The organism is Thiobaca trueperi (assembly GCF_004342175.1).
In the GTDB taxonomy this organism is placed as follows: Bacteria; Pseudomonadota; Gammaproteobacteria; order Chromatiales; family Chromatiaceae; genus Thiobaca; species Thiobaca trueperi.
Genome location: NZ_SMAO01000008.1, coordinates 75,447 through 97,219, shown reverse-complemented (window position 1 = coordinate 97,219; position 21,773 = coordinate 75,447). Strand labels below are relative to the sequence as shown.

The following is a 21,773-nucleotide window of genomic DNA, read 5'->3' as shown; positions in this document are numbered from 1 at the left end:
GCGTCGCGCTCATCGACCTGATGCGCTCAGTCGCCGAGTCTGCGCCGCGCCCTCGCCGATCCACGGTTTGGGCTGTTTCGCCAGAATCGGCTTCGCGGTCGGCGATTTCATCGGCACCTTCGAGGGTGCCGAAGTCGATGAGGACGGCACTCATGTGCTCTGGCTCTACGACGATGAGACCGGGGTGCTGGTCGGGCGGCGCGGCGACAATCTGCTGCGCTGGCTGAACCATCGGGATCAGCCGAATGCCGAGTTCGACGGCTTCGATCTCTATGCCTGTCAGCCAATCAGCATTGATGATGAAATCACCATCGACTATGGCGCCACACCCTGATTCAGCGGCTGCGCCAACTCTTCCAGCCCCAGAATAAACGCCCACTGTGCCGAGTTGACCGGCATGATCGAAAGCCGGTTGCCGTTGCGTACCAGCGGCATTCCTTCCAGTGCGCCCTTCGCTGCCCCCTTGAGTTCAGCGAGCGGGATGGTCCGTCGCAGATGACGGACATAACGCACATCAACCAGATACCAGCGCGGGCGGCTGGGATCACTTTTGGGATCGAAGTATCGAGCCTCGGGATCGAATGCTGTGGGATCCGGTCGCGGCGCGCTCGCCACCTCAGCGAGCCCGACCACGCCCGGCACCGCGCAGTTGGAATGATAAAAGAGAATGGGATCACCGACCCGCATCTGATCGCGCAGCATGTTGCGCGCCTGATAATTGCGCACCCCATCCCAGGGCTCGGTCTGATTTGGGCGCGCCGCCAGATCGTCCAGACTGAAGGTGTCGGGTTCGGACTTCATCAGCCAGCCGTTCATCGAGAACCCCTCAGCGGTCATCCAGCTCGCCGTCGAATTTGAAGACCGGACCCTCATCGATCCCATCCCGATCCTGAACGGTGGCCGATGCCGGCTTGTGCAGTGACAACGGCGCCCGACGGCTCTGCAAACGTGGCTCCCGGTCCGTCTCGCGGATCTCCCCGGAGAGTTGATGCAGCGCGTCCGCCGCCTCGTCGAATGGGATTTCGTCGTGTTTGGCGTCGGTGACACGCAACTGCATGGCGGCAGCGATCCGCTCCTGAACGTCCGGCAGGACATAGTGATCGCTTTCGCGGAAACGCACGAAAGGCAGTTGAGCCGCCGCACAGATGCGATCAAGCCGGTCACGGGGCAGACTCTTTCGCAGCCGCGAACGCGGCACCAGATTGATGGCGCAGGCAATGGCTGAGGTGTCCGGGCGACAGACGACGAAGTCAAAGCAATGCTCGCCGAGGCGCTCATAGGCGCGCTCACGGTCGCGACGAGGCATACGCGGTCGCACATCAATGATGTCGGCCACCCGCACCCGGCCATAGACCCGATAGGTCTTGCCAACGGCCTGTTCCAAAACAGCCTGAAAGGCGCGCTGCGCGGGGGTGAACAAGGTTCTGTCCGCCAGATAAGGAAAACGGAAACGCTTGCTGAGACTGCGCCGCAGACTCAAGAGAAAGGCCAGCAGCACGATAGCGGCGAGTCCGAGCAGAAAATACAGATGTTCCATGTTATGGATAGACCTCAGAGATACCCGGCACCCTGGATCAGAGCGTGATCCAGAGCGATTTCCAGGAGCGGCGGTAAACCGATACTATAAGACCTGCCGACAGACTATAAAATATTTGGTTGACAACAAATCACAGCGCATGGATAATTTCGCGGATCGGGTGTTTGCGTGATGATTTTTAAAAATATTCGCACATGTCCGTCAAGTTAAAAATTTTTATGCGCCCGTAGCTCAGCTGGATAGAGTACCTGGCTACGAACCAGGTGGTCGGAGGTTCGAATCCTTCCGGGCGCGCCAAATAGAACAAAGGCTTAGCATCAAATAAGGTGCTAAGCCTTTTTTGTTTTCGGGTCAAACCCGAAAATTACCCCCACTTTTACCCCCACCCCAGCAACGCTAGCTCGCGATCTTCAGGTGGAGCGGCATGTTTCGCGCTGGAGCCGCTGCCCATTTTGCGAAACAGATTCACCACTCGACATCCAGATCATCCAAGAGTCCGCCCAGGCCGTGCTCGGCCAGCCGCAACCGCGCGGCCATCCCCGCAATCGACGATCTGACGAATGCGTCGTGCTGGGCCTGCAAGCGCTCGAAGGTCCGCCGGTGCATCCCTTTTGGGCGGCGACCGGGAAAGTTCAGGATACCGGGCTCCCAACCCATCCGTTGGCGGGTACGCTCCGCCCGACGTGTCGCCCGGTCGTCGTCGCTTTCCCGCTGACAGTCGTAGGCGAGCCGATAACAATGACGGCAGACGAAGAGGCCGGCACGGCCAATGTAGAGCAACGCGACCCGGCGTCCGCATCCATCCGCCGGACAAAGGAACCAGGGACGCGCACCGCCATAAGTGCAGGCGGTCCAGTCCAACCGGACGGCGTACTCCATCGGATGCCATTCATCGCTACCGCAGCGGTGCCGATAGCTCAGAATCACCTGATCGGCGGCCGTCCTGATGGAGGTGGAGGCCAAGGCCTCCCCGTCACATTTCCAGTTCCATCCGAAAGCCTGTCCCTGTGTCAGCAACCCCTCGCGGTGCAGCCGGCGAACATCCAGTGACCGGTAATCGCTCGTCGTGTTCTTGCCGCCTTGATGGTGTCGTCCGCTGCCGATCCCGCCCATTTTTACTCCCGGATTTTGCCGAAATCATCAGTCAATTTGATTTCCCGATTGCTGCCAAAACGGGTAGAAGTCATGCCCCGCCTGACTTCAAATGTAATTCCACTGACCGCTTTTACCCGCTGCGAAGCTGTTTCAGCTTCAAAATCATGGCCAGGGTGCGCTCGAATTTGCGATCCAGATGGGTTTCGTAGCGGTTCAGCTTCTCCAGGCGATGCACTTGCAGCCCTTCACCGAGGGTTTGCACCTGGATCGCGGGGATCAATCGGGCTTCCTGTTCCATGCGAATACAGATAGGCTCCAAGGTCTTGTAAATGAACTCCGCCAACCCTTCGGCAGTCGCTGGATACTCGCCCTCCTCGACATGCTCGTCCCACCAGTCGCGGGACTCCTGAATCAGCGCCCGCCGCGCTTTCTCGTAGGCATTGAGTCCACCCTTGCGCAGGATCGCCGCCGCCTTGCGGGTAGCCGCCAGATCCAGCGCCGCATGTCGCTGTCGCTCGGCGATCTCCTCCGCACTGGCCGTCAGCAGGTCGGGCAGATCGCATCCTTCTTTCAACAGCCCTCGCTCGAAGGGTGCCGCCGCCGGGATCGGGCTGTCGTGCTGGCTTTGGGCGACGCTGCGCAAACCGCGATTGATCGCCGCCCCTTCGGCCAGCAAGACTCGGCGTTTGCGCCAGATGATCGACGCCAGTTCTTCAACCAGATGCCGCTCGGTCATGCCCGCCGGGCGATGCTCCTCGATCAGCGCCGCCAGCAGATCGGTAAACTCGGTCTGATCTTCATGCGCCAGGACCGTCAGCCTGGACAGAATGCCGTGCTTCATCGCGTTGAAGCGTACCGCCTCATAATTGCCGCTCGATGCCATTGGCACGATTTCAGCCTGAATCAGATCGGCCCCTACGCGTTCATTGTCGTGCGCCTGCATACTGAATTCCTCGTTACTCACCGCGACTGGCGCGGGCATAGGCTTCGCTGTCATCCGCCGCGACACTTGTTGCAACCGGTGCCGGGGAAACCGGAGAAAGCGACGAAACCGATTCCACCTTCCATGCCTCTGCCGAGCGGTTGCCGCTGACGCGGACAAACCGCCGGCCATCGACGATGCGTCCGGCATGGCGCTTGATCCACCAACCCAGTCGCCGCCGGTTGATCTCACCGCGTTCGTCGGCGATGTCATGCAGCACCTCGCGCAGCTCGACCTGCTCCTCGCGGAAGGCCGATGCCTCTCTGACCGCATCGCGCACCATCGCCGGGGTTTTGCCAAAAACCGTCTGCCAGGCGGTCAGGAGTCGCGCCAGCGTCTCCCGATCCGGATCTTCGGCGATGGCCTCGAATACCGAGGTGGTCGGATCGGCGCCACCCAGCCAAAGCAGCGGCTGTCGGCACAGGTCGGACCAGTCCCCATAGCTCGCCAGCGACTTGCAGTCGGTCTTGGGTCGCCCCGCCACGATCCAGGCGCGCACGATGGTCAGGGCCGCCGAGACGTAACGACCGCGCTCGCGCAGCACTTCCCGCACCAGATCGGGCCGCTGGAAATGGCGCGCCGCCGGCACCTCGCACAACGGGGACAGATTGATAGTGATACAGCGCCGGCTCATGTCCTGGATCGGCCCGACGTTGTTACCGCTGGAGAGAAACAGGGCGCGGGTGTTGACGGTCGCAGTCTTGGAGACGCCCAGGATGCGCCCGCTCATGTACTCGGCGGTCAGCGCGGTGCACAGGCTCTTGTGCGCCACCAGATCGCCGGTCAGATTGTCGAACTCGATCACCGCCGGTGCGCGCAACAGCTCCGCCAGCAACAGCTTGCGGCATTCCTCGTCATCTGCCGGGAAGGTCGTCGGGGTGCCCCGCTGGGGCGTCGCGAAGGCGGTGATCAACTCGCAGAGATAAGACTTGCCTGAGCCCACCATGTGCGCCCGCGCATGAAACATGGGCGCAGTCGCCAGACTGGAGCGGATCGCCGCCGTCAGCATCGCCGACTGCGTCGCCGCCCGATCGCTGTCCTGAGCAAAGCTGAACTCGCTCAACAGATCGTTCAGCGTGGCCAGCGCGGCCTCCGCCTCGGCGCGGGTCGGCCGCTCGGGAACGGAGAACGCCCGCGCATCGAAGACCCCGAACATCCCTGTCGCGGCGTCATAGCCCGCCGCCGTCATCAGACTGCCATCCGGACGCAGATAGGGCTGGCGCGCCAGGCCATTGAGCACCGGCAGATGCGGATAACTGGTGGAATCGAAGAGCACCGCCGCGTGCCGGGCCGGCGGATCGGTGCGTACCCAGTCCTCGCTGCGCGCATCGAACCGCTCCCAGGTCGCCGCCCCTGCCAGGGCGCGCACCAGCGCCGGTTGCGAGATGTCCTGCACCCGCGTCTCACGGGTTCCGGGATCGGTCACGACCGTGACGATCAGTCCGCCACGCTGATAGAACCGCAGCGACTGCGCCAGCTCCCGCTCCGCTGCATCGACGACACGATGGATCTCGCCGGCCACGACATGGATGGTTGGTTTCATGCGCGCGGCCTGGATCTCGATGTCGAGCAGGCGCAGCAGGTCGCGGATATGCCGCTCGGTGCAATGACCATGCAGACATTTGAAGCCACCGATCGGCCACTGATCGTCCGGTTCAAAATAGGCCGTGCCGCCATCCACCGCGCCCGTATGCTCATCGACCCAGGGGCAAGTGATGTCGTGCTTACCGTTGCCCAGCGGGGACTTATAGAGACCCCGCGCGCGCAGGGCCGCCAGCACGGCGTTCTCGTCGGGACGGGGAATCCAGACCGGATCGCCATCGGCGGGCCGCTCCTGGACCGGACGCGCCGCCGGACGCTTGACCCGCGCCGTTGGGGTCATCTCCAGTTGCAACCCCGCGACCAACTCCGCCAACGCATAACGCCGCTCGGGTGCCCAATCGGTCAGCCGGCAGTCGAACGCCGGGCGGTGCTTGCCATTGACCGCGACGGGCAACCGCGCCAGCCGGGCCAAAGGACCGTTGGCACCCGGATCGCACAGGCGTGCATCAATGATCGCCGTCATCAGCCGGTTGGCCGTCTGCGCATCCGTGAGCGGTTCATCCAGGCAGTATCCTGCCTGAAAATTTCCAGGGGAGGTCTCCAGCAGCCAGGTCGGGGCCAAGGTCAGCCGGTCGCGGTCCACTTTGGTCCCGACATCGTCGAGCATCACCGCATAGAGGGCATGGAACTGGCTCTTCCGGCGCCGATACGCCCCCTTCTCATCGGGCCGGAACGCCGCCAGGCTGAAATAGTTGTTGGCATCGGGTGACAAGATCGCTGCCCCATTGGTTTCCCCCAGCCAGGGGTATCCAGACCAGGCTTGTCGGGGGACGCTGGAAGGGTCGCCGCTGAAGCTCACCACGATGGGGTGGAGATCACCCAGATCGTCGCCGAAGACCGCCAGCAAAAACTCGTCGTTGCCAATCGCATCGGTTTCGCCGGTTTCATCGGTTTCCACCGGCTCGACAGGAAAAAGTCGCGCGGGTGCATTCATGACCACCCCCTCACGCCGCCGTCTTGCGCGCGGCTTCCAGCGCGGCGACCAGGGCGCGGATCTGCTCCGCAGTCTTGCCGGCGATGCGGGCCGCATTCAGCGCCGCGACCTCGTCCGACGGCCAGCCAACGGCTCGCGCCCCAATGGAAACCGGGTGCGTGAAGAGACCTTCCTGGATGTCGAGATAGTGGGCGCTGCGCGAACGGCCACGCTCACGCAAAACGGCGGGGAGTCGAAGGATCGTGCGGGTCATGTTGGCACCTCATGGGGTGTTGTTGAACATGACGCCATTGCGCACGAGCTAGGGCACTGGCTTGCAAGCTAGCCCGTGAAATTCAATCCAACCATCTGTTAATCAATAATTTTTTAAGTGATGCGAGCCAGGTTCAAAGGCATGTTTACCACTTCGACCCGGCTTTGGGTGGTTCGGGCTTGGCAGCGAGGATCTGCTTCAGACGTGACACGCCGATGCCTTCTTCCTCCGCGACGGTCTTGTTGAATGCCCCATTGCCTCTTGCTCTTTCGGCATCCACGCGCTTCTGGAGTCGCTCCCGTCGCTGCGCCGCTGACTCCTGGTCTCCGCCCCCAGCGATGGGTTGATCCACCAAGCGAGTCAAAGCCCGTCGATCCACCTCGAATCGCTGGCTTTCCAGGAACAGGAGATCACCCAACGCGACTGAATGACCAGCAAGGGTGAGCTTGAGCGATCCCCCGTCCGGTAAGAGCACCAGATGACCGGAATGCTGCCGGCCCTTGAACAGACCAACCTCCCAACGCGCGGAATCGGCAGTATCCGACGCACTGGGTCTGCGAAGTCCAAGTAAGCGCGCGAGTAGATCAGCGATCAGATTGGCCGAGGTCTGCCATTGTTCAAGCTGATTGCTCGCCACCGGCACCCGGCAGACATCGTTCCGCCGCCCGCAGACGACGAATGCCGCACGGCCGGTCGGATAGTTCAAGACATGCACCGGCATGACGCACTCGTCCTCGCACCCCGGACAGACCACGCTCGACGCCGGACTCGCCTTGACCAGCATTCCCTGCGACTTCAGCACCGCAACCGCCGCCGTCGGCCAGTGGGTCAGCTCATGCTCGCTGATCAGAACCGCCGTCCCATCGTTTGCCCCCAACCGCTCCAACAGGACGCAGAGGACATCGTGCGGGCTCATGCCTCAGCCTGCTCCAATGTCGGTTCCACTGCTTCCGTCATGTCCTTGGGCTCGATCCCCGACGCCGCCAGCATGGCGCGCAACCGCAGGCCCAGTTCGTCATATTTCAGGGAGCAGGAATTCGGGTGCGTGATCCGGATCGTCACCTTCCTGGCCGGCTTGTCCTCGTGCACGTCCACCACCGCCAACAGCTCCACCTGGGTCACGTTGTACAGATGCCCCGGCGCCTTTCTCAGCGCCCGGTCCATCAAAGCATAAACGGCCTCCCGGTCACGGGTTGGATCGGCTTCCAGGGTGAGACGGTCCCCGGATCGTACTGTCGAGGACAGACGCAGTTTTTTTACAGCGACGCTTTCGATGCCGCTCCAGGGATCGAAAACGAATGGAAAGCCCCGCTCCCGCAGCGGGCTGAGGTCATAGACCCGTTCGTCTTTGGGATCGGACGGCAACTCGTCGAGCTTGAGGATCGCCCGCGCAAAGACCCCTTGCAGCGGCTCGACCGCCTGACGCCCGCCGCGATAGTTCAGATCCAGCTTGCCCTCCTGTTGCGAGTAGACATAGACGATGTCGAAGGCCGGGTTGTGCGGACGCGGCTGGAAATCACCGTTCACCCACTCGGCGGCCTGTTGGGAGTGATCCTCAGGGAAGGCAAAGAAATAATCGAGATCGTTGCGCCGATAGGGTTCAACCACGCAATGCCGGCCACGACCCTCGGCATGACGAAAATAGTGGCTGATCAGATCGGCCAGCTCGCGCAGGCTCGCGGCATCGACCGCCGCCCGCTGATGGGGAAGATTCCGCCGCTTGCGCCAATAAGACAGCATGTCCGCGTGGTAGAAACGGGTTGCGCCCTTCCAGCAAGCCCGGTAGTCAAGGAAAGTGATCATCGCGCGGGCATAGTGGCTGGAAAGAGCGGAAAGCCGGTCGGAGAAAGACGTGAATGCCTGGGGATCCGCCCCGAGCTGCCAACGCGCCTCGTCGAGGATCGCCAGCCAGCCCTTCTCGCAGCTCATGTCGAAGATCTGCCGCAACGCCATCTCCAGCGGGTTGCGCTGCGTATCCGAAAGCGCCTGCCAAGCCTCAAAGAGCGCCTCGGGGGCTCCTTCCTTCATACCGGTGAAATCCAGATCGACGAACAAGCCTTGCGCCTGGAAATACTGCGCTAGCAAGGCGTTCGGCATCTGGCGGAACAGGTTCTTGATCGAGTAATGACGCGCCATCCCTTCCTCCTTGTCGTGTATGAAAGTCAACCCGTTGGATGGTAGCGGTTTTTGCTGTACCTTGCAGTTCATCCCTAGCCAGCCGGTGAGCCGCTCCATGGCTAGCACTCGCACAAAACAGTCGCAGTAAGGATCAGAGACCGCATGACCGCCCAGCCCAAGACCTACCTCGAACAAGCCATCGCAGACGGCCACGCCGAAATCATCGGCGAGGGGAAGAATCAGCGCATCCACTACATCGACGCGGATCACTCGGAACGCTGGTCCGACCCCGAGGAAAAGGTACGCGCCGAGTTCTGGGCTGAGCTGATCTACAAGTACCAGTATCGTCCCGAGCGCATCCGTTTCGAGGTCAAGGTACCGCGCCGCACACCCAACGACCGGGCCGATGTCGTCATCTACGCCGCTGATGACGACGAACTCAAATCCCCCTGGTTCGTCTTCGAGTGCAAGCGCGCCGACGTGAGCGATGCCGAGTTTGCCCAGGCCATCGAGCAAGCCTGCGGCAATCGCGCCAGCCTCGGCGCGACCTATGCGGGCACCATCGCTGGCCTGACCCGCCGCCTCTTGCGCTTCGACAACAAGTTCCCGGCCGGCGAGCGCGACACGAACCACATCGCCGATATTCCCAAGCGTTACGGCAAACCGCCCGAGTGGCGTTTTTACAAGAACGTCTACGGTCAAGATCTCGCCGCGATCCCGCGCGAGGAACTGCGCTCGGCGATTCGCAAGTGTCACCAAACCCTCTGGGAGGGCGGACGACGCAGCCCCATCGCCGCCTTTGGCGAGTTCTGCAAGATCATCTTTGTCAAACATCGCGACGAGAAGAACCCTGATCGCGAGGACGGCAAGCCCTACGCCTTTCAGCGTGGCGACGAAACCGCCGAGCAGTTGGCCGCGCGCATCCACAAGCTCTACAAGGCCGAGCAGGAACTGGAGCCGGATGTCTTCACTGATCAGATCAACATTGAGCCGCCCATCCTCGCCCAGTGCGTCGAACACCTGGAAGGCATTTCACTCGACCGCACCGAACTGGACACCAAAGGCGTCGCCTTCGAGGAGTTCATGGGCGGATTCTTCAAGGGCGATTTCGGTCAATATTTCACCCCGCGCGAGCTGATCGCCTTCGCGGTCGAAGTGCTCAACCCAGCGCGGACGGACATGGTGCTTGATCCCGCCTGCGGTTCGGGTGGATTCCTGCTTTACGCCCTGGATCATGTCCGACGCGAGGCTGACCGCAAGAAAAGCCCCGGCACCAGGGAGCATTTCGAGTATTGGCATCGCTTCGCCGAGCGGAACCTGTTTGGCCTGGAGATCAACGAAGAACTCGCCCGCGTCGCCAAGATGAACATGATCATCCACGACGACGGCCATACCAACATCGTCGGGCACGACGCCCTGGATTTCTTTGAGCGCCCCACCTCATCTGAAGGGAAACCGCTCGGCGCCAATCGCGACTACATCCTCGATAAGCATCATGGCCTCCGGCCCGGCAGCTTCGATCTCGTCCTGACCAATCCCCCGTTCGGTTCCGTCGTCAAACGCACCGAGAAGGCCGAGGGCTATCTGGAGCAATTCGAGCTGCGTCGTTTTCTGTCCAAGGGCGCGTCAGTCAATGAGCCGGATGAATCCGGCAAGGGCGAGCGCGACAGCAAGCGCGGCGCCAAGGCGGTGAAAGATCGCGCCAGCATCAAGACCGAAATCCTCTTCCTGGAACGGGTGCATACCTTCCTCAAGCCCGGCAAGGGGCGGGTCGCCATCGTGCTGCCCGACGGCATTCTCACCAATTCCTCGCTGCAAGGCGTGCGCGATTGGCTGCTGGCGCATTTCCAGTTGCTGGCCGTGGTCTCGCTGCCGCAATTCGCCTTCGCCCACTACGATGCCGGGGTCAAGGCGAGCATCGTCTTCATGCGCCGACTCGCTGCGGGTGAAACCGTCCCCGACGATGCGCCGATCTTTATGGCCTTGGCCGAGAACATCGGCTATGACGCCACGGGGCGCAAGACCTTCGCGGTGACAGTGGTAAGCGAAACACCGGGAAGGGAGAAGATCGAAATCCAGCGAAGCGACCTCTTCGATTATCGCGTCTTCTATGAGTGGAGTAACGCCAACCCCAAGAAACCGGATTGGAGCGAACGGCGCCGGGAGATCATCCCGGACACTGGCCTGGTCGCGCAGTGGCGGGCGTTCCAAAAGGATCCGACGCCTTTTTTCGTCTGAGCCCCGTCGATGCGGGCAAAGCACAATGCTTTGCTGTGCGGCGGGGCGATTTATCTTCACGAGCAGGCGCAGATTACCATCAACCTATTTATCGATTAGCAGAGAGAAGATTAAAAAATTCTCCTTTTACATGTCATTCTCTGGGTGAGCTATGCGCTGTCATTTCTGACGGAACGCATCGAACGCCTAGCTATACACCAACCGGCATTCATTTTATAAGCGTTAAAGATGTTCGCGAAGGAGCAATCTCATTTGAGAACACAAAATTTATTTCAGAAGCCGAACATGAAGTATTGACTCGGCGTTGCTCTCCAACGAAAGACGATATTTTGCTTACAAAAATTGGAACGATAGGTCTTGCCGCTGTAGTTCCTGCAGCAGCACCTACCTTCGATATTTTTGTTAGCGTTGCACTTCTGCGCGTTCATAAAAATATGGTTTTGCCTAAATTCATAGAGCACTATTTAAATTCTAGCTTTGCTAAAAATCATTTCAATAGAGTTGTTAAAGGTGTGGGGGTTCCAGATTTACACTTGGAAAACCTCTCAGCGATGTTGATTCCAGCTCCCACAATCAGCCAGCAACTTGATTTGATTAAAGAGATGAATGGCGCGTGGCAGAAATACCGCGCCAAGTTGGCAGAGGCGGACGAATTGCTCGCGGGTCTTGACAGCTATGTTCTGGACACCCTTGGCCTGACGCTACCACCGAAGGATGAGCGCAAGGTTTTTGCCGTTCTTCACAGTGATCTAAATAGAAGGCAAATCGGCGCGAATCTCTATGCTCCCCCGCTTTCCATTTTCTTTCGAGCCTTATCATCAAGCAAGTTTCCGGTTAGAAAATTACGGGAGGAGGTAGCAATTAATCCAGCTATCCACTTCAAAGTTATCGATGAGAATTTGCGGGTTTCATTTATTCCAATGGACGCCGTTGAGGATCAAGCGGCTGGAGGCGTAAAGCTCCAATCCAGGGTATTGTCCGAGGTCAAAAAAGGCTACACAGCCTTTTCCGAAGGAGATGTGCTTTGGGCAAAAATAACGCCCTGCATGGAGAACGGTAAGTCCTGCATAGCGAAAGGACTAGAGAACGGCATCGGCTTTGGCTCGACGGAGTTTCACGTTCTACGTCCATTAAGCAATCGTGTAACGGCTGAGTATGTTCATGAATTTATCTCCCAACCCGCCCTGCGTCGTGTAGCCCGCTTTGCATTCACTGGATCGGCGGGTCACCAGCGCGTACCGGCGGAGTTTCTAGCTGAGTTGCCATTTCCTGTGCCTCCGCCAGATGTCCAAGAGCGGATTGCTGCCGAAGCTCGCCGCCGCCGTGACGAGGCCCGCCGCTTGCGCGCGGAAGCCGAGGTCGGTTGGCAAGCGGCCAAGCGTTGGTTCGAGGCCATGCTACTGGGAGAAAGTGCATGACCCATGTTTCAACACACTGTTTTTCGCGGTTAGGTTAGAAGAGGCGCTGGCATGAAAATCCGGGCCATTCACACCTTTGAGGCTGGTCCGCTCCGCTCCCAGGCGTTCGACTTCAAGGACGACTGGAGCGGCGAGATCACCCCTAACATCCTCTTCAGCGGCCCCAACGGTTGCGGCAAGTCGTCGGTGCTGCGCGCGGTGGCGATGCTCTGGAATGCCTTCGGTCACTGGCTGCACCATCGCAAGACACTGCCGAAATCGAGCCTGGAACGAGAGTGGCTGCAACGCTGGGGCGGCGTGGCGCTGGTGCTGGAGGAACTGCCCTTTTCCGGTCCATCGACCCTGTTGCTGTTTGGGGTCCAGGCGTTTGCCGACCAGTTGCGGCAAACCTATCCCGATCATGCCGTGATCGGCGAGTCCGTGGTCCGTACCGGCAAACCCGGCGCGCCGGCGCGTAAGCTGCTTTGGCCTGGTGGCGATGCCCAATGGCTCGACCGCTGGACCGAAGAACGCCAGAAAATGCTGGTCTCCGCCGACAAGGGCGAATCGCCCAACATGCTCTTTCTCGATGCCGAGGAGCGCCGTTGGGTCAGCCCCAGGCGCGGTGTCGGCGAGATGCGTCCCGAGAACTCCCAACAGCGCTGGCTGACCAGCTACCGGGTCTCCGAGCAGTGGGAAGGCCAGTTGGAGGCGTCGCTGCTGGCGATGAAGTCGGCGGCCCTGCACCGCTTTCACGATCTGATCCGAGATATGAATGCCTTTCTCAGCGGCAAGGAGATCCTGACCGAGGTGAAGCTGGGCGAGAATCGTCTCAGGGTCAGGCTCAAGGACGGCAGCGGCATCACCCACGGCATCGACGAACTGAGCGCCGGCGAGCATCAGGTGCTGATCCAACTCTATCTCATCAACCGCTGGCTGGAGCGAGGCGGTATCGCCCTGATCGACGAGCCCGACCTCTATCTGCATCCGTCGCTGGTCTCGGGCTTTCTGGCCCGGCTGGAGAAGATGGTCGCTGACCGGGACGGTCAACTCATCATTACCTCCCATGTCCCGGAGGTGTGGAGCCGCTATGAGGCGCTGGGGCGGCGCATCCTGCTGGAGGCGTCGCGGTGAGTCTCGACGGAAAACGAGACCGTATCCGTCAGGAACTGATCGGCGCTCAGCCGAAGCGGGCCTTTCTGGTCGAGGGCGCTGATGACAAGGCGGCCTTTCGCATCCTGCTGGAGCGCTTCGTTCCCGGCTGGGAGCAACGCTGGGCCATCGCCGAGGCGGGCAACAAGCGCCAGCTACAGGAACTGTTGGCCTTGGAACCGGATTGGGTTGGCCTGGTGGATCGGGACGAGTGGGATGAGGCCGTGATCGCGGATCGGCAGGCGCAATTGCCGAACCTGATGATCCTGCCTCGTTTTTGTCTGGAGAACTATTTGATTGATCCGAGCGAGCTGTGGCCGGCGATACCGCCACGCCGGCAAATGGATGTTCCCGGAGGCGAAGCCGCCTTTCGGTCAAGGATCGAGAGTCAGCTTTCTGGCTTTCGGCGGCATGGCGCCCTCTGGAAGGTCGTGACGCCACTCTGGTCTGGACTACGGGCCTTGGGCTTCAAGGAGGCGCTGGCCTCGGAGTCGAGTCTGGCCACGGCTCAAGACGATGCCGAAATCCAGCGGATTCTGGGCGAGTGGGATGCATTGCTCGATCCCGCGCGGATCTTCGCCGATTTTCAGGCGCGGTTGACCGCTGCCGATGCAGTGACTCCGAGCGAACAACTCGCCCACTGGGTGCATGGCAAGGTGTTCTGGGAGAAAGTGGTCAACCCGACCATGAACGCGACGCTGGGCCAAATGGCGGAAGGAGAGAGACGCAGGAAGATACTGAGGAAATTGCCCCAGCCGGCCGACCTGCAACCGGTTTTCGACCGGCTGGCGTCAATTTGATTGCCGATGGCCAGATCCCCACAGCCTGGCAAGCGCCTCTCGTCAAGGATGTGGGGACGGGCATAAAAAACCCCTTCGCGATCTCCCCGCCGAAGCGGTTTGACCTGAAGGGGCCGTGTTGCGAGAAAAAATAGTCCCTCGCGCAATCTGGTTCAAGCAGTTTTGGCGAACCGGCCGATGATGACATTCTCCTGTTCTTCAGTTGCCAACAGCAGCGCGAGCCGGTCCCCAAGCCGCCGCCAGGCATCCCGCTGCTCCGCCTTCAACTCATGGCGCTGATAGATCCGCTTGAGCTTGTTCTGTTCGACGTGATTCAGACAGCGCTCGATGACCTCGCCGATCACGCCCAGCTCGCCCATCATGGTTGCACCCGTGCGGCGCAGATCGTGCGGCGTCCAAGCTCCGCCGGATAGCAGCAAGGCCCCCGCGGCTTTGGTTCGGTTGGACAGCGGCTCGTCGCGCATCCGGTCCTTGATCTGCTTGGTGATGGATTTCAGGCAGACATGGCCCAAACCGTCCCTGGCCGGCAAGCACCAATCCGAGTCACCGGTCAACGTCTTCAGTGCCAGAAACTGCGCCCTGGCGAAGCCAGAGAGATAGATGGTGTGATCCTTGGCATTCTTGCTGTTGCCCGCCGGGATTGACCACTCGCCTTTGTCCAGATCCAGATCCGCCCATCGGGCTTGCGACAGCTCGCCCACCCGGCAGCAGGTCGAAATCATGATCCAGATGGATAGCTCCGTCGTGTGCAGCAGGTTCGCCGACGGAAGGCGCTGTTTCAGATCGATGATCTCATCCTCGGACAGATAACGCTCCCGCTCCTTCTGGCGCCCGCCGATCTTCTCCTTGGTCAGCCCTGCCAGCGGGTGCGCATCGACCCACTCCCGCGCCAGCGCAAAATTGAAGAACTGACGCAGATCGCCGAACAGATGATTGGCCATCACCCGCGCGCCGCGCTCGACCACACTGAACCGCCCCGGGAATCTCGGAGACTCGTTGGTGTGAGTCAGGCCGTCAAGGCAGACTCGTCAAGTTGTCGATAATCAGCGGCTTCCGCTTCGGCAGGCGGGATGTGACCGATCGGCTCCAGGAGCCGTCGGTGGTTGAACCAGTCGATCCAGGTGAGGGTGGCCAACTCCACGGCCTCGCGGCTCTTCCACGACTGGCGATGGGATCACCTCGGCCTTGTACAAGCCATTGATGGTTTCCGCCAGCGCGTTGTCGTAGGAGTCGCCCACGCGGCCCACCGATGGCGCAATCCCCGCTTCACCCAGGCGCTCGGTATAGCGGATCGAGACGGACTGCGCCCCCCGATCACTGTGGTGGATCAGCTCTCCCTGGCGGGCGGGGCGACGGGCCGCCAAGGCTTGTTCCAGGGCATCCAGGACGAACTCCGTGCGCATCGAGCTGGCGACTTTCCAGCCCACGATGCACCGGGCAAAGACGTCGATGACGCAGGCCACGTAGACCAAGCCTTGCCAGGTCGAGACATCGGTAAAGTCCGACACCCACAAGGCATTCGGTCGCTCCGCCTGGAAGTGCCGGTTAACGAGATCGTCTGGACAAGCCACCGCCTGGTCGCGGGTCGTCGTGTTGACCGGCTGCCCACGCACCACGCCTTTCAGGCGCGCCATTGTGCAGCGGGCCACGACAAGGCCTTCTCGGCGCAACTGCCGCCAGATCTTTCGAACCCCATAAACCTCAAAGTTCGCGTCCCAGACCCGCTGGATCGGTGCCATCAAGACCGCGTCGCGCTGGGTCCGCACGGATCGCTGCGCCGGATCGGCCCGCCGAGCGGCATGCCGATAATACGTCGATGGGGCAATCTGCAACACATGACAGATCGGCTCGACCCCGCAGACTGGGCGATGTTCATCCATGCATACGGATCTCGGGATCCGCCCCGAGGTGACCGATGAGGGTGACGGTGTTGATACCGCGTGACATGGCTGGATCTCCTGTTGAACGAACAGCCTCAACGGGAAGACGCCACCCCCGCGCGGGGAGTCGGTCTCTCCAGTGCGCGCGGTCTTGTGAATCGCCCGCGTTGGCGATGACACGATCCCCATCAGCGGGATCATGGAAACATCTGTCGTCTCGACGCCGTCGATCACGCACGGCCAAGCCGACACGGCAGGATGGATGAGGGGCTGGCGTGCGGGCGCACGCGGGCTTCAGAATCCCGACAGTCTGGTCGGGATCAGAGGCCGTCGTGCGGCGCGTGATGGGCGCCAGGGATGGCGCGGGTGCTGCGCGGATTGTAGCCTCCGCCCTTCGGTGAGGGTCGCCAGATCCAGACCGTTCGTAGTCAGGATTGACTTGGATTCAGTGATCGCGATCCGCTGGGACATCCGCCTGCCGCGCTTCCGGGCGCGCCCCACGCGCGATACCTGAAATGATTGCTTTCGACTCCCGCGCTGATTTCCTTATCAACTTTTCTTGGTTTGCGGTCGCATCATTCTGGGGGACCCTAGCCGACGGTTTTCCACGTCGGCCATCCCTCAATCGGCCGGCAAGGCATTGCATTCACTCCATCCATCAGGAGCGCCGATGAGATCCGATCATCATCCAGCGATTATTGCATTCGGCCTGACCCTGGGCCTGTCCGCCACCAGTCTTCAGGCCGCTCCCGACGCGCATCAGGTGCGCGCCTGGGCGGCGTCCTGCGCCGCCTGTCACGGCACCGACGGTCAGGCGCAACAGGGCGCGGTCAAACTGGCGGGACGGAATGGCGAGGAGCTGTACAAGATGCTGCTCGCCTTCAAGGCAGGCGAACGGCCCGCGACCGTGATGCAGCAGCACGCCAAGGGCTACACCGACGAGGAGCTGAAACTGCTCGCTGGTTGGTTCGCGGCCCAGCCGGACCGCTGAGGAGATCCAGATGAGCATGAATCGACGCGATTTCCTCAAAGCATCAGCCGCCGCACTGGCCACCACGGCGCTGGCCGGCTGCGCCACCACAAGCGGTGCCAACGCGCGCGGGCGCGTGGTCGTCATCGGCGGCGGCTTCGGCGGTGCGACCGCCGCCAAATATCTCAAGAAATGGGCGCCCGAACTGGATGTGACCCTGGTCGAGCGCAACGCCAATTTCATTTCCTGTCCGATCAGCAATCTGGTGCTGGCCGGGGTCAAGAACATCGACGACATCACCCTGTCCTACGATGGTCTGAAGGGGCATGGCGTGCGTCTGGTCCGCGACGAGGCGCTGGCCATCGATCCGGACAAACGTCAGGTGCGACTCGCCAATGGCGAGCCCCTGCCCTGGGATCGCCTGATCGTGGCACCGGGGATCGACTTTCTCTATGACAGCATCCCCGGTCTCAACTCGTCCGAGGCCCAGGCGCAGGTGCTCCATGCCTGGAAGGCGGGACCGCAGACGGTGGCGCTGCGCCAGAAACTGCAAGCCCTGCGCAACGGCGGCACCTTCGCCATCTCGGTGCCGCTCATGCCCTATCGCTGTCCGCCCGGCCCCTTCGAGCGGGTCAGTGTGATCGCCGAGTATTTCAAGCAGCACAAGCCGCGCAGCAAGATCCTCATCCTCGACGCCAATCCGGACATCGTGTCGAAGAAGGCGCTGTTTACGGAGGCCTGGAACACGCTCTATCCGGGTATCGTCGAGTATCGGAACAACAGTGAGGTGGTGGATTTCGATCTGCGCCGCAACCGGGCGATCACCGAGTTCAACGAGGTCAAAGCGGATCTCTTCAACATCATTCCGCCGCAGCGTGCGGGAGCCATCGCCACGCCGCTGATCAACGTCAATGATCGCTGGGTTGGCGTGGAATTCCTCGGCTTCGAGTCGAAGGCGATCCCCGGCATCCATGTTATTGGCGACGCCATCGCCGCCGCGCCCAAGATGCCGAAGTCGGGCTTCATGGCCAACAACCACGCCAAGCTCGCGGCGGATGCGGTCATCGCCCATCTGGCGGGGATTCCGGTCAATAGCTCACCGATCATCGCCAACACCTGCTACAGCTTCGTCTCCGCCCAGGAAGCGGTGCATGTGGCCTCGGTCCACAAGTTCGATCCCAAGGAGCAGACGCTGGTCACGGTGGACGGCGCAGGCGGGCTGTCTGCGTCGCGCAACCGGCTGGAGGCGGACTATGCGCTGGCCTGGGCGCGCAACATCTGGTCCGATACCCTCAAGTGAGCCGACCGCACGAAACGGTCTGGCTCGGACGGGGCGGACAGGGCGCCTTCACGGCCGCCCGTCTGCTGGGTCTGTCTGCCGTGCGCTTCGCCGCACGGCAGGCGCTGGCCTTTCCCTCTTTCGGGCCGGAACGGCGCGGGGCGCCGGTGTTCGCCTATACCCGGATCGCCGACGCCCCCATTCATGACCGCAGCGCCACGCGATGCGCCGATGTGGCGGTGGTCATGGATGCCTCGCTCCTGTCGTCGGTCTCCACCAGTTTTCTCACTCCCCGGACCCTGCTGATCGTGGATACGGACGCGCCGCTGACGCTCGCTCTGCCCGGACGTCACTATGGCGTCCCGGCCAAAAGGCTGGCGCGCGAGTGGCTCGGTTCGGAGCACACCAACACCCTGCTGCTGGGGGTGCTGATCGGACTCACCGGGCTCCTGCCCGCCGAGGCGGTTGCGGACGGCATTCGCGCCGAGTTCGGGCAGGGCTCCAGGGCCGCGCGCAATCTGGATGCCTTCTGGCATGCCCATGACCTGGGCCTGAAATTGCGTGATGCCGACCCGAGCGCCGCCGCATGACTGACACACCGCCCGATCAACCCTGCCAACTCGCACCCTTCGCGCGTTCGCGCCAGATCGACGACTGGCCGCCGTCGCCGCAACGCAACTCGGGGGCGCTCGCTACATCCAATCGCGGCTGGCGCATCCGCTGGCCGGTACTGGATCTGGCGACCTGCTCGCGCTGCGGGCTCTGTTTTCTCTATTGTCCCGACGCCGCCATCCTGTTGAGCCAGGAAGGTTATCCGACGGTGGCCGACGACTGGTGCAAGGGCTGCGGTCTGTGCGCGGCCGAGTGCCCGAAGGACTCGATCCGGATGGGCGAAGACGGAGAAGATACGCAGCCATGAGTCAACTGGCCTTTCTCTCCGGCAACGAGGCCGTGGCCGAGGCGGTGCGGCTCTGTCGTCCCAAGGTGGTGGCGGCCTATCCCATCACGCCCCAGACCGTGGTGGTCGAGGCGCTGGCCGGGATGGTCGAGTCGGGACGTCTGGAGTCTGAATTCGTCCATGTCGAATCCGAGCATTCCGCCCTGGCGCTGGTGATGGGCGCGGCGGCGACCGGCGTGCGCACCTTCACCGCGACCTCGTCCCAGGGTCTGCTCTACATGGCCGAGTGTCTCTATTACGCCTCGGGCGGACGCTTTCCGCTGGTGATGATGAACGCCAACCGCGCCCTTGCCCTGCCATGGAACATCTATGGCGACCAAAGCGACTCACTGGCACTGATCTCCGCTGGCTGGATCCAGGCTTATGCCGAGACGGCACAGGAGAGTCTGGACATGATCATCCAGGCCTATGCCGTCGCCGAGGATCCAGCGGTGCGCACGCCGGTGCTGGTCAATCTGGACGGCTTCGTGCTGACTCACACCTATGAGGCGGTCAGTCTGCCCGAGCCGTCCGAGGTCGATGACTTCCTGCCGCCGCCGGTCTTTCCCGACGACTATCCCGGCACCTTCGATCTGGCGCGTCCGCAGAGTCTCGCCATCACCGCCGGCCCCGGCGATTACGCCGTCTTCAAGGCCCGGCAGCACTGGGCCATGTGTCAGGCCGCCAAGCACATTCGCACCACAGCGCACGCCTTTCGTGCCGCTTTCGGACGCGGCTGTACCGGTCTGGTCGAGGGGTATCGCAGCGAGGATGCCGAATTCATTCTGATCACCTTGGGCAGTACCGCCGGCACCGTTCGCGTGGTGATCGATGAACTGCGCGCGAGCGGTCAGTCGGTCGGCCTGATCCGTCTGCGCTATCTGCGGCCCTTTCCTACCGACGAATTGAATGATGCCCTGTTCGGGGCAGAGCGGACGGTGGCAGTGCGGGCGCTCGGCGTGCTGGAGAAGGACATCTCATTCGGCCATCAGGGCAGCGTCGCGCTGGAGGTCAAGGCCGCGCTCTACGACCGGGGCGCGGGTGTGCCGGTCCGCAACTTTGTCGCCGGACTCGGCGGTCAGGATGTGAGCCGGGCGCATCTGGCCGACTGCTTTACCGAACTGGCGGCGACCCTGGACACGGCGGCTCGCGTCGCGTCCGGGGTGCGCTTCGTCGGCCTCAAGGATCTCGTCGATGATCACGATCAAGAACCTGCCTGAACCCGAATATTTCGTCGGTCATAAAGCCTGCGGCGGTTGCGGCGGCAGTCTGGTGGTGCGCTGGACGCTCAAGGTGCTGGGCGAGCGCTGTATCGCCGTCATTCCCGCCGGCTGCATGTCGGCGGTCGGTTTCATCTATCCGCAGATGGCGCTCGGCGTCAATGCCATGATCGCCCCCTTCGCCGCCACCGGGGCCGTGCTGTCGGGCGTGGCGCGGGGACTCAAGGCGCGGGGGATTGAGGATGTCACCGTCGTCGGCTTCGCGGGCGATGGCGCGACCGCAGATATCGGGTTGCAAGCCCTGTCAGGCGCCTTCGACCGGCGCGAGCGGATGCTCTATATCTGTTACGACAATGAAGCCTATATGAACACCGGCATCCAGAAGAGCGGTGCCACCCCCTTCGGCGCGCGCACCACCACCTCGCCCGGCGGCTACCGTCCCGAGACCGACGCACCCAAGAAAGATCTCATCCGCATCGCCGCCGCCCACGGCATCCCCTATGCCGCCACCGCGAGTGTCGGTTATGCCAACGATTTCCTCAAGAAGGTCCAGAAGGCCGCTCAGGTCGAAGGACCATCCTTCCTGCATGTCTTCGCTCCCTGTCCCACCGGCTGGGGCTGCGATGCCGACAGCACGGTGCGGCTCGGCAAGTCCGTGGTCGATACCGGTCTGTGGCCGCTGGTGGAATGGGAAAACGGCGCGGTCCGCCTCAACCGCAATCCGGCCCGCTTCGCACCGCTGGAGACCTACACCGGCGAGCAGGCGCGCTTCCGCCGTCTGACCGCCGCCGATCTGGCCGACCTGGAGGCGACGCGCGACCGGCAGTGGCGGGCACTGCGGGCCTGGGTGCGGGAGTCTGCGGGGATGTGAGCGTCGCGCCTGCGCACTCAGGCATCGTCCGGCCAGAAGGCGTCGTCCATCATCTGTGAGAAAGAAAAGGGACAGGTGGCGGGAAAGGTCGATTCCGGCAGACCGGTCTCGCGTTCGGCTTCGATCAGGGCCAGTCGATAAGCCTGTGTCACGGCATCATCGAGCTTCGCTTTCAGACTCGGGTTGTCTGCAAGATGTGTCATCAAGCGAATCCGCTGCTCCTTGATGGACAGTCGCCATGAATTGCCACGCAGGCCGGGCTGATAGCGCCACTTCAGGAGATGCAGCAGCACGACCAGACGATTGACGAGTTCGCGTTTTTCGCTGCGCCCCATGCTTTCGATCTCCTCGATGAGGTTGGGCAAATCGGCCTGGGCTAGATTTCCAGCGCGTAACAGGCCGGCCTGCTCATTTGCCCAGGCATGAAAATCACGTTCGTAAAGGCTGGTCATGCCTGTTCCTCCGTTTGCGGGAGCTGCCGAGCAGCATTAGCTTCCAGGGTTGCGCA

21 protein-coding genes, 1 tRNA gene and 1 pseudogene are annotated in these 21,773 nt (G+C 61.9%); 12 read left to right on the top strand and 11 right to left on the bottom strand.

Annotated features, from left to right (window positions below):
* The first annotated feature begins 67 nt into the window (after positions 1–67).
* On the top strand, positions 68–334 hold the full coding sequence (locus EDC35_RS14625; protein WP_243651692.1) for an SET domain-containing protein-lysine N-methyltransferase: 267 nt from the start codon (positions 68–70) through the stop codon (positions 332–334).
* Here EDC35_RS14625 and EDC35_RS14620 read toward each other — a convergent pair.
* Both EDC35_RS14620 and EDC35_RS14615 read right to left on the bottom strand, forming a co-directional pair.
* On the bottom strand, positions 316–816 hold the full coding sequence (locus EDC35_RS14620) for an EVE domain-containing protein (RefSeq protein WP_132978116.1): 501 nt from the start codon (positions 814–816) through the stop codon (positions 316–318). The two genes, EDC35_RS14625 and EDC35_RS14620, sit on opposite strands and share 19 nt — an antisense overlap.
* A gap of 10 nt (positions 817–826) precedes the next feature.
* Positions 827–1,537, bottom strand: a complete 711-nt coding sequence (locus EDC35_RS14615; RefSeq protein ID WP_132977998.1) for a DUF2726 domain-containing protein — start codon at positions 1,535–1,537, stop codon at positions 827–829.
* 220 nt (positions 1,538–1,757) lie between these two features.
* Here EDC35_RS14615 and EDC35_RS14610 point away from each other — a divergent pair.
* Positions 1,758–1,834: transfer RNA gene (locus EDC35_RS14610), tRNA-Arg, on the top strand.
* A gap of 168 nt (positions 1,835–2,002) precedes the next feature.
* Here EDC35_RS14610 and EDC35_RS14605 read toward each other — a convergent pair.
* From EDC35_RS14605 to EDC35_RS14580, 6 genes are all read right to left on the bottom strand, one after another.
* Positions 2,003–2,650, bottom strand: a complete 648-nt coding sequence (locus tag EDC35_RS14605) for a hypothetical protein (protein ID WP_132977997.1) — start codon at positions 2,648–2,650, stop codon at positions 2,003–2,005.
* Between the two features lie 112 nt (positions 2,651–2,762).
* A complete protein-coding gene (locus EDC35_RS14600) occupies positions 2,763–3,614 on the bottom strand; it encodes a hypothetical protein (RefSeq protein ID WP_207896256.1) in 852 nt (283 codons plus the stop codon).
* On the bottom strand, positions 3,589–6,150 hold the full coding sequence (locus EDC35_RS14595; RefSeq protein WP_165903448.1) for a DNA-primase RepB domain-containing protein: 2,562 nt from the start codon (positions 6,148–6,150) through the stop codon (positions 3,589–3,591). Before EDC35_RS14595 ends, EDC35_RS14600 begins: the two co-directional genes overlap by 26 nt.
* A gap of 10 nt (positions 6,151–6,160) precedes the next feature.
* A complete protein-coding gene (locus tag EDC35_RS14590; RefSeq protein WP_132977995.1) occupies positions 6,161–6,403 on the bottom strand; it encodes a helix-turn-helix transcriptional regulator in 243 nt (80 codons plus the stop codon).
* Positions 6,404–6,548: 145 nt separating this feature from the next.
* Complete coding sequence (locus EDC35_RS14585) at positions 6,549–7,319, bottom strand: hypothetical protein (RefSeq protein ID WP_132977994.1); 771 nt, start codon at positions 7,317–7,319, stop codon at positions 6,549–6,551.
* The gene (locus EDC35_RS14580) at positions 7,316–8,539 is read right to left on the bottom strand and encodes a hypothetical protein (RefSeq protein ID WP_132977993.1); all 1,224 of its coding nucleotides are present in this window, start codon (positions 8,537–8,539) and stop codon (positions 7,316–7,318) included. The genes EDC35_RS14585 and EDC35_RS14580 overlap by 4 nt, the downstream gene beginning before the upstream one ends.
* 144 nt (positions 8,540–8,683) lie before the next feature.
* Here EDC35_RS14580 and EDC35_RS14575 point away from each other — a divergent pair, with 144 nt between their 5' ends.
* Genes EDC35_RS14575 through EDC35_RS14560 form a run of 4 tightly spaced genes read left to right on the top strand, consistent with a single transcriptional unit; the run spans position 8,684 to position 14,108 of the window.
* A complete protein-coding gene (locus EDC35_RS14575; protein WP_132977992.1) occupies positions 8,684–10,759 on the top strand; it encodes a type I restriction-modification system subunit M in 2,076 nt (691 codons plus the stop codon).
* Positions 10,717–12,177: a restriction endonuclease subunit S gene (locus EDC35_RS14570; RefSeq protein ID WP_132977991.1), complete on the top strand. Its 1,461-nt coding sequence runs from the start codon at positions 10,717–10,719 to the stop codon at positions 12,175–12,177. The genes EDC35_RS14575 and EDC35_RS14570 overlap by 43 nt, the downstream gene beginning before the upstream one ends.
* Before the next feature lie 51 nt (positions 12,178–12,228).
* The gene (locus tag EDC35_RS14565) at positions 12,229–13,290 is read left to right on the top strand and encodes an AAA family ATPase (protein ID WP_132977990.1); all 1,062 of its coding nucleotides are present in this window, start codon (positions 12,229–12,231) and stop codon (positions 13,288–13,290) included.
* Positions 13,287–14,108 (top strand): DUF4435 domain-containing protein, encoded by an 822-nt coding sequence (locus tag EDC35_RS14560; RefSeq protein WP_132977989.1) that lies wholly within the window; start codon positions 13,287–13,289, stop codon positions 14,106–14,108. Before EDC35_RS14565 ends, EDC35_RS14560 begins: the two co-directional genes overlap by 4 nt.
* A 152-nt stretch (positions 14,109–14,260) precedes the next feature.
* Here EDC35_RS14560 and EDC35_RS14555 read toward each other — a convergent pair whose 3' ends face one another.
* Both EDC35_RS14555 and EDC35_RS14550 read right to left on the bottom strand, forming a co-directional pair.
* Positions 14,261–15,049: a tyrosine-type recombinase/integrase gene (locus tag EDC35_RS14555; protein WP_132977988.1), complete on the bottom strand. Its 789-nt coding sequence runs from the start codon at positions 15,047–15,049 to the stop codon at positions 14,261–14,263.
* A gap of 65 nt (positions 15,050–15,114) precedes the next feature.
* Positions 15,115–15,988: pseudogene (locus EDC35_RS14550) on the bottom strand (IS3 family transposase); the annotation flags it as partial.
* Positions 15,989–16,658: 670 nt separating this feature from the next.
* Here EDC35_RS14550 and EDC35_RS14540 point away from each other — a divergent pair.
* The 6 genes from EDC35_RS14540 to EDC35_RS14515 are packed head-to-tail and all read left to right on the top strand — an operon-like array spanning position 16,659 to position 21,265.
* Positions 16,659–16,979 (top strand): c-type cytochrome, encoded by a 321-nt coding sequence (locus EDC35_RS14540; protein WP_132977987.1) that lies wholly within the window; start codon positions 16,659–16,661, stop codon positions 16,977–16,979.
* A 10-nt stretch (positions 16,980–16,989) separates the two neighbouring features.
* On the top strand, positions 16,990–18,258 hold the full coding sequence (locus tag EDC35_RS14535; protein WP_132977986.1) for an NAD(P)/FAD-dependent oxidoreductase: 1,269 nt from the start codon (positions 16,990–16,992) through the stop codon (positions 18,256–18,258).
* Positions 18,255–18,827: a 2-oxoacid:acceptor oxidoreductase family protein gene (locus EDC35_RS14530; protein WP_165903447.1), complete on the top strand. Its 573-nt coding sequence runs from the start codon at positions 18,255–18,257 to the stop codon at positions 18,825–18,827. Before EDC35_RS14535 ends, EDC35_RS14530 begins: the two co-directional genes overlap by 4 nt.
* On the top strand, positions 18,824–19,156 hold the full coding sequence (locus tag EDC35_RS14525; protein WP_132977984.1) for a 4Fe-4S dicluster-binding protein: 333 nt from the start codon (positions 18,824–18,826) through the stop codon (positions 19,154–19,156). Before EDC35_RS14530 ends, EDC35_RS14525 begins: the two co-directional genes overlap by 4 nt.
* Positions 19,153–20,394: a pyruvate ferredoxin oxidoreductase gene (gene porA / locus EDC35_RS14520; protein ID WP_132977983.1), complete on the top strand. Its 1,242-nt coding sequence runs from the start codon at positions 19,153–19,155 to the stop codon at positions 20,392–20,394. The genes EDC35_RS14525 and porA overlap by 4 nt, the downstream gene beginning before the upstream one ends.
* Positions 20,369–21,265, top strand: a complete 897-nt coding sequence (locus EDC35_RS14515) for a thiamine pyrophosphate-dependent enzyme (RefSeq protein ID WP_132977982.1) — start codon at positions 20,369–20,371, stop codon at positions 21,263–21,265. Before porA ends, EDC35_RS14515 begins: the two co-directional genes overlap by 26 nt.
* Positions 21,266–21,282: 17 nt before the next feature.
* Here the strand turns inward: EDC35_RS14515 and EDC35_RS14510 are convergent, their stop codons facing one another.
* Positions 21,283–21,717: a DUF29 domain-containing protein gene (locus tag EDC35_RS14510; RefSeq protein WP_132977981.1), complete on the bottom strand. Its 435-nt coding sequence runs from the start codon at positions 21,715–21,717 to the stop codon at positions 21,283–21,285.
* Positions 21,718–21,773: the final 56 nt, after the last annotated feature.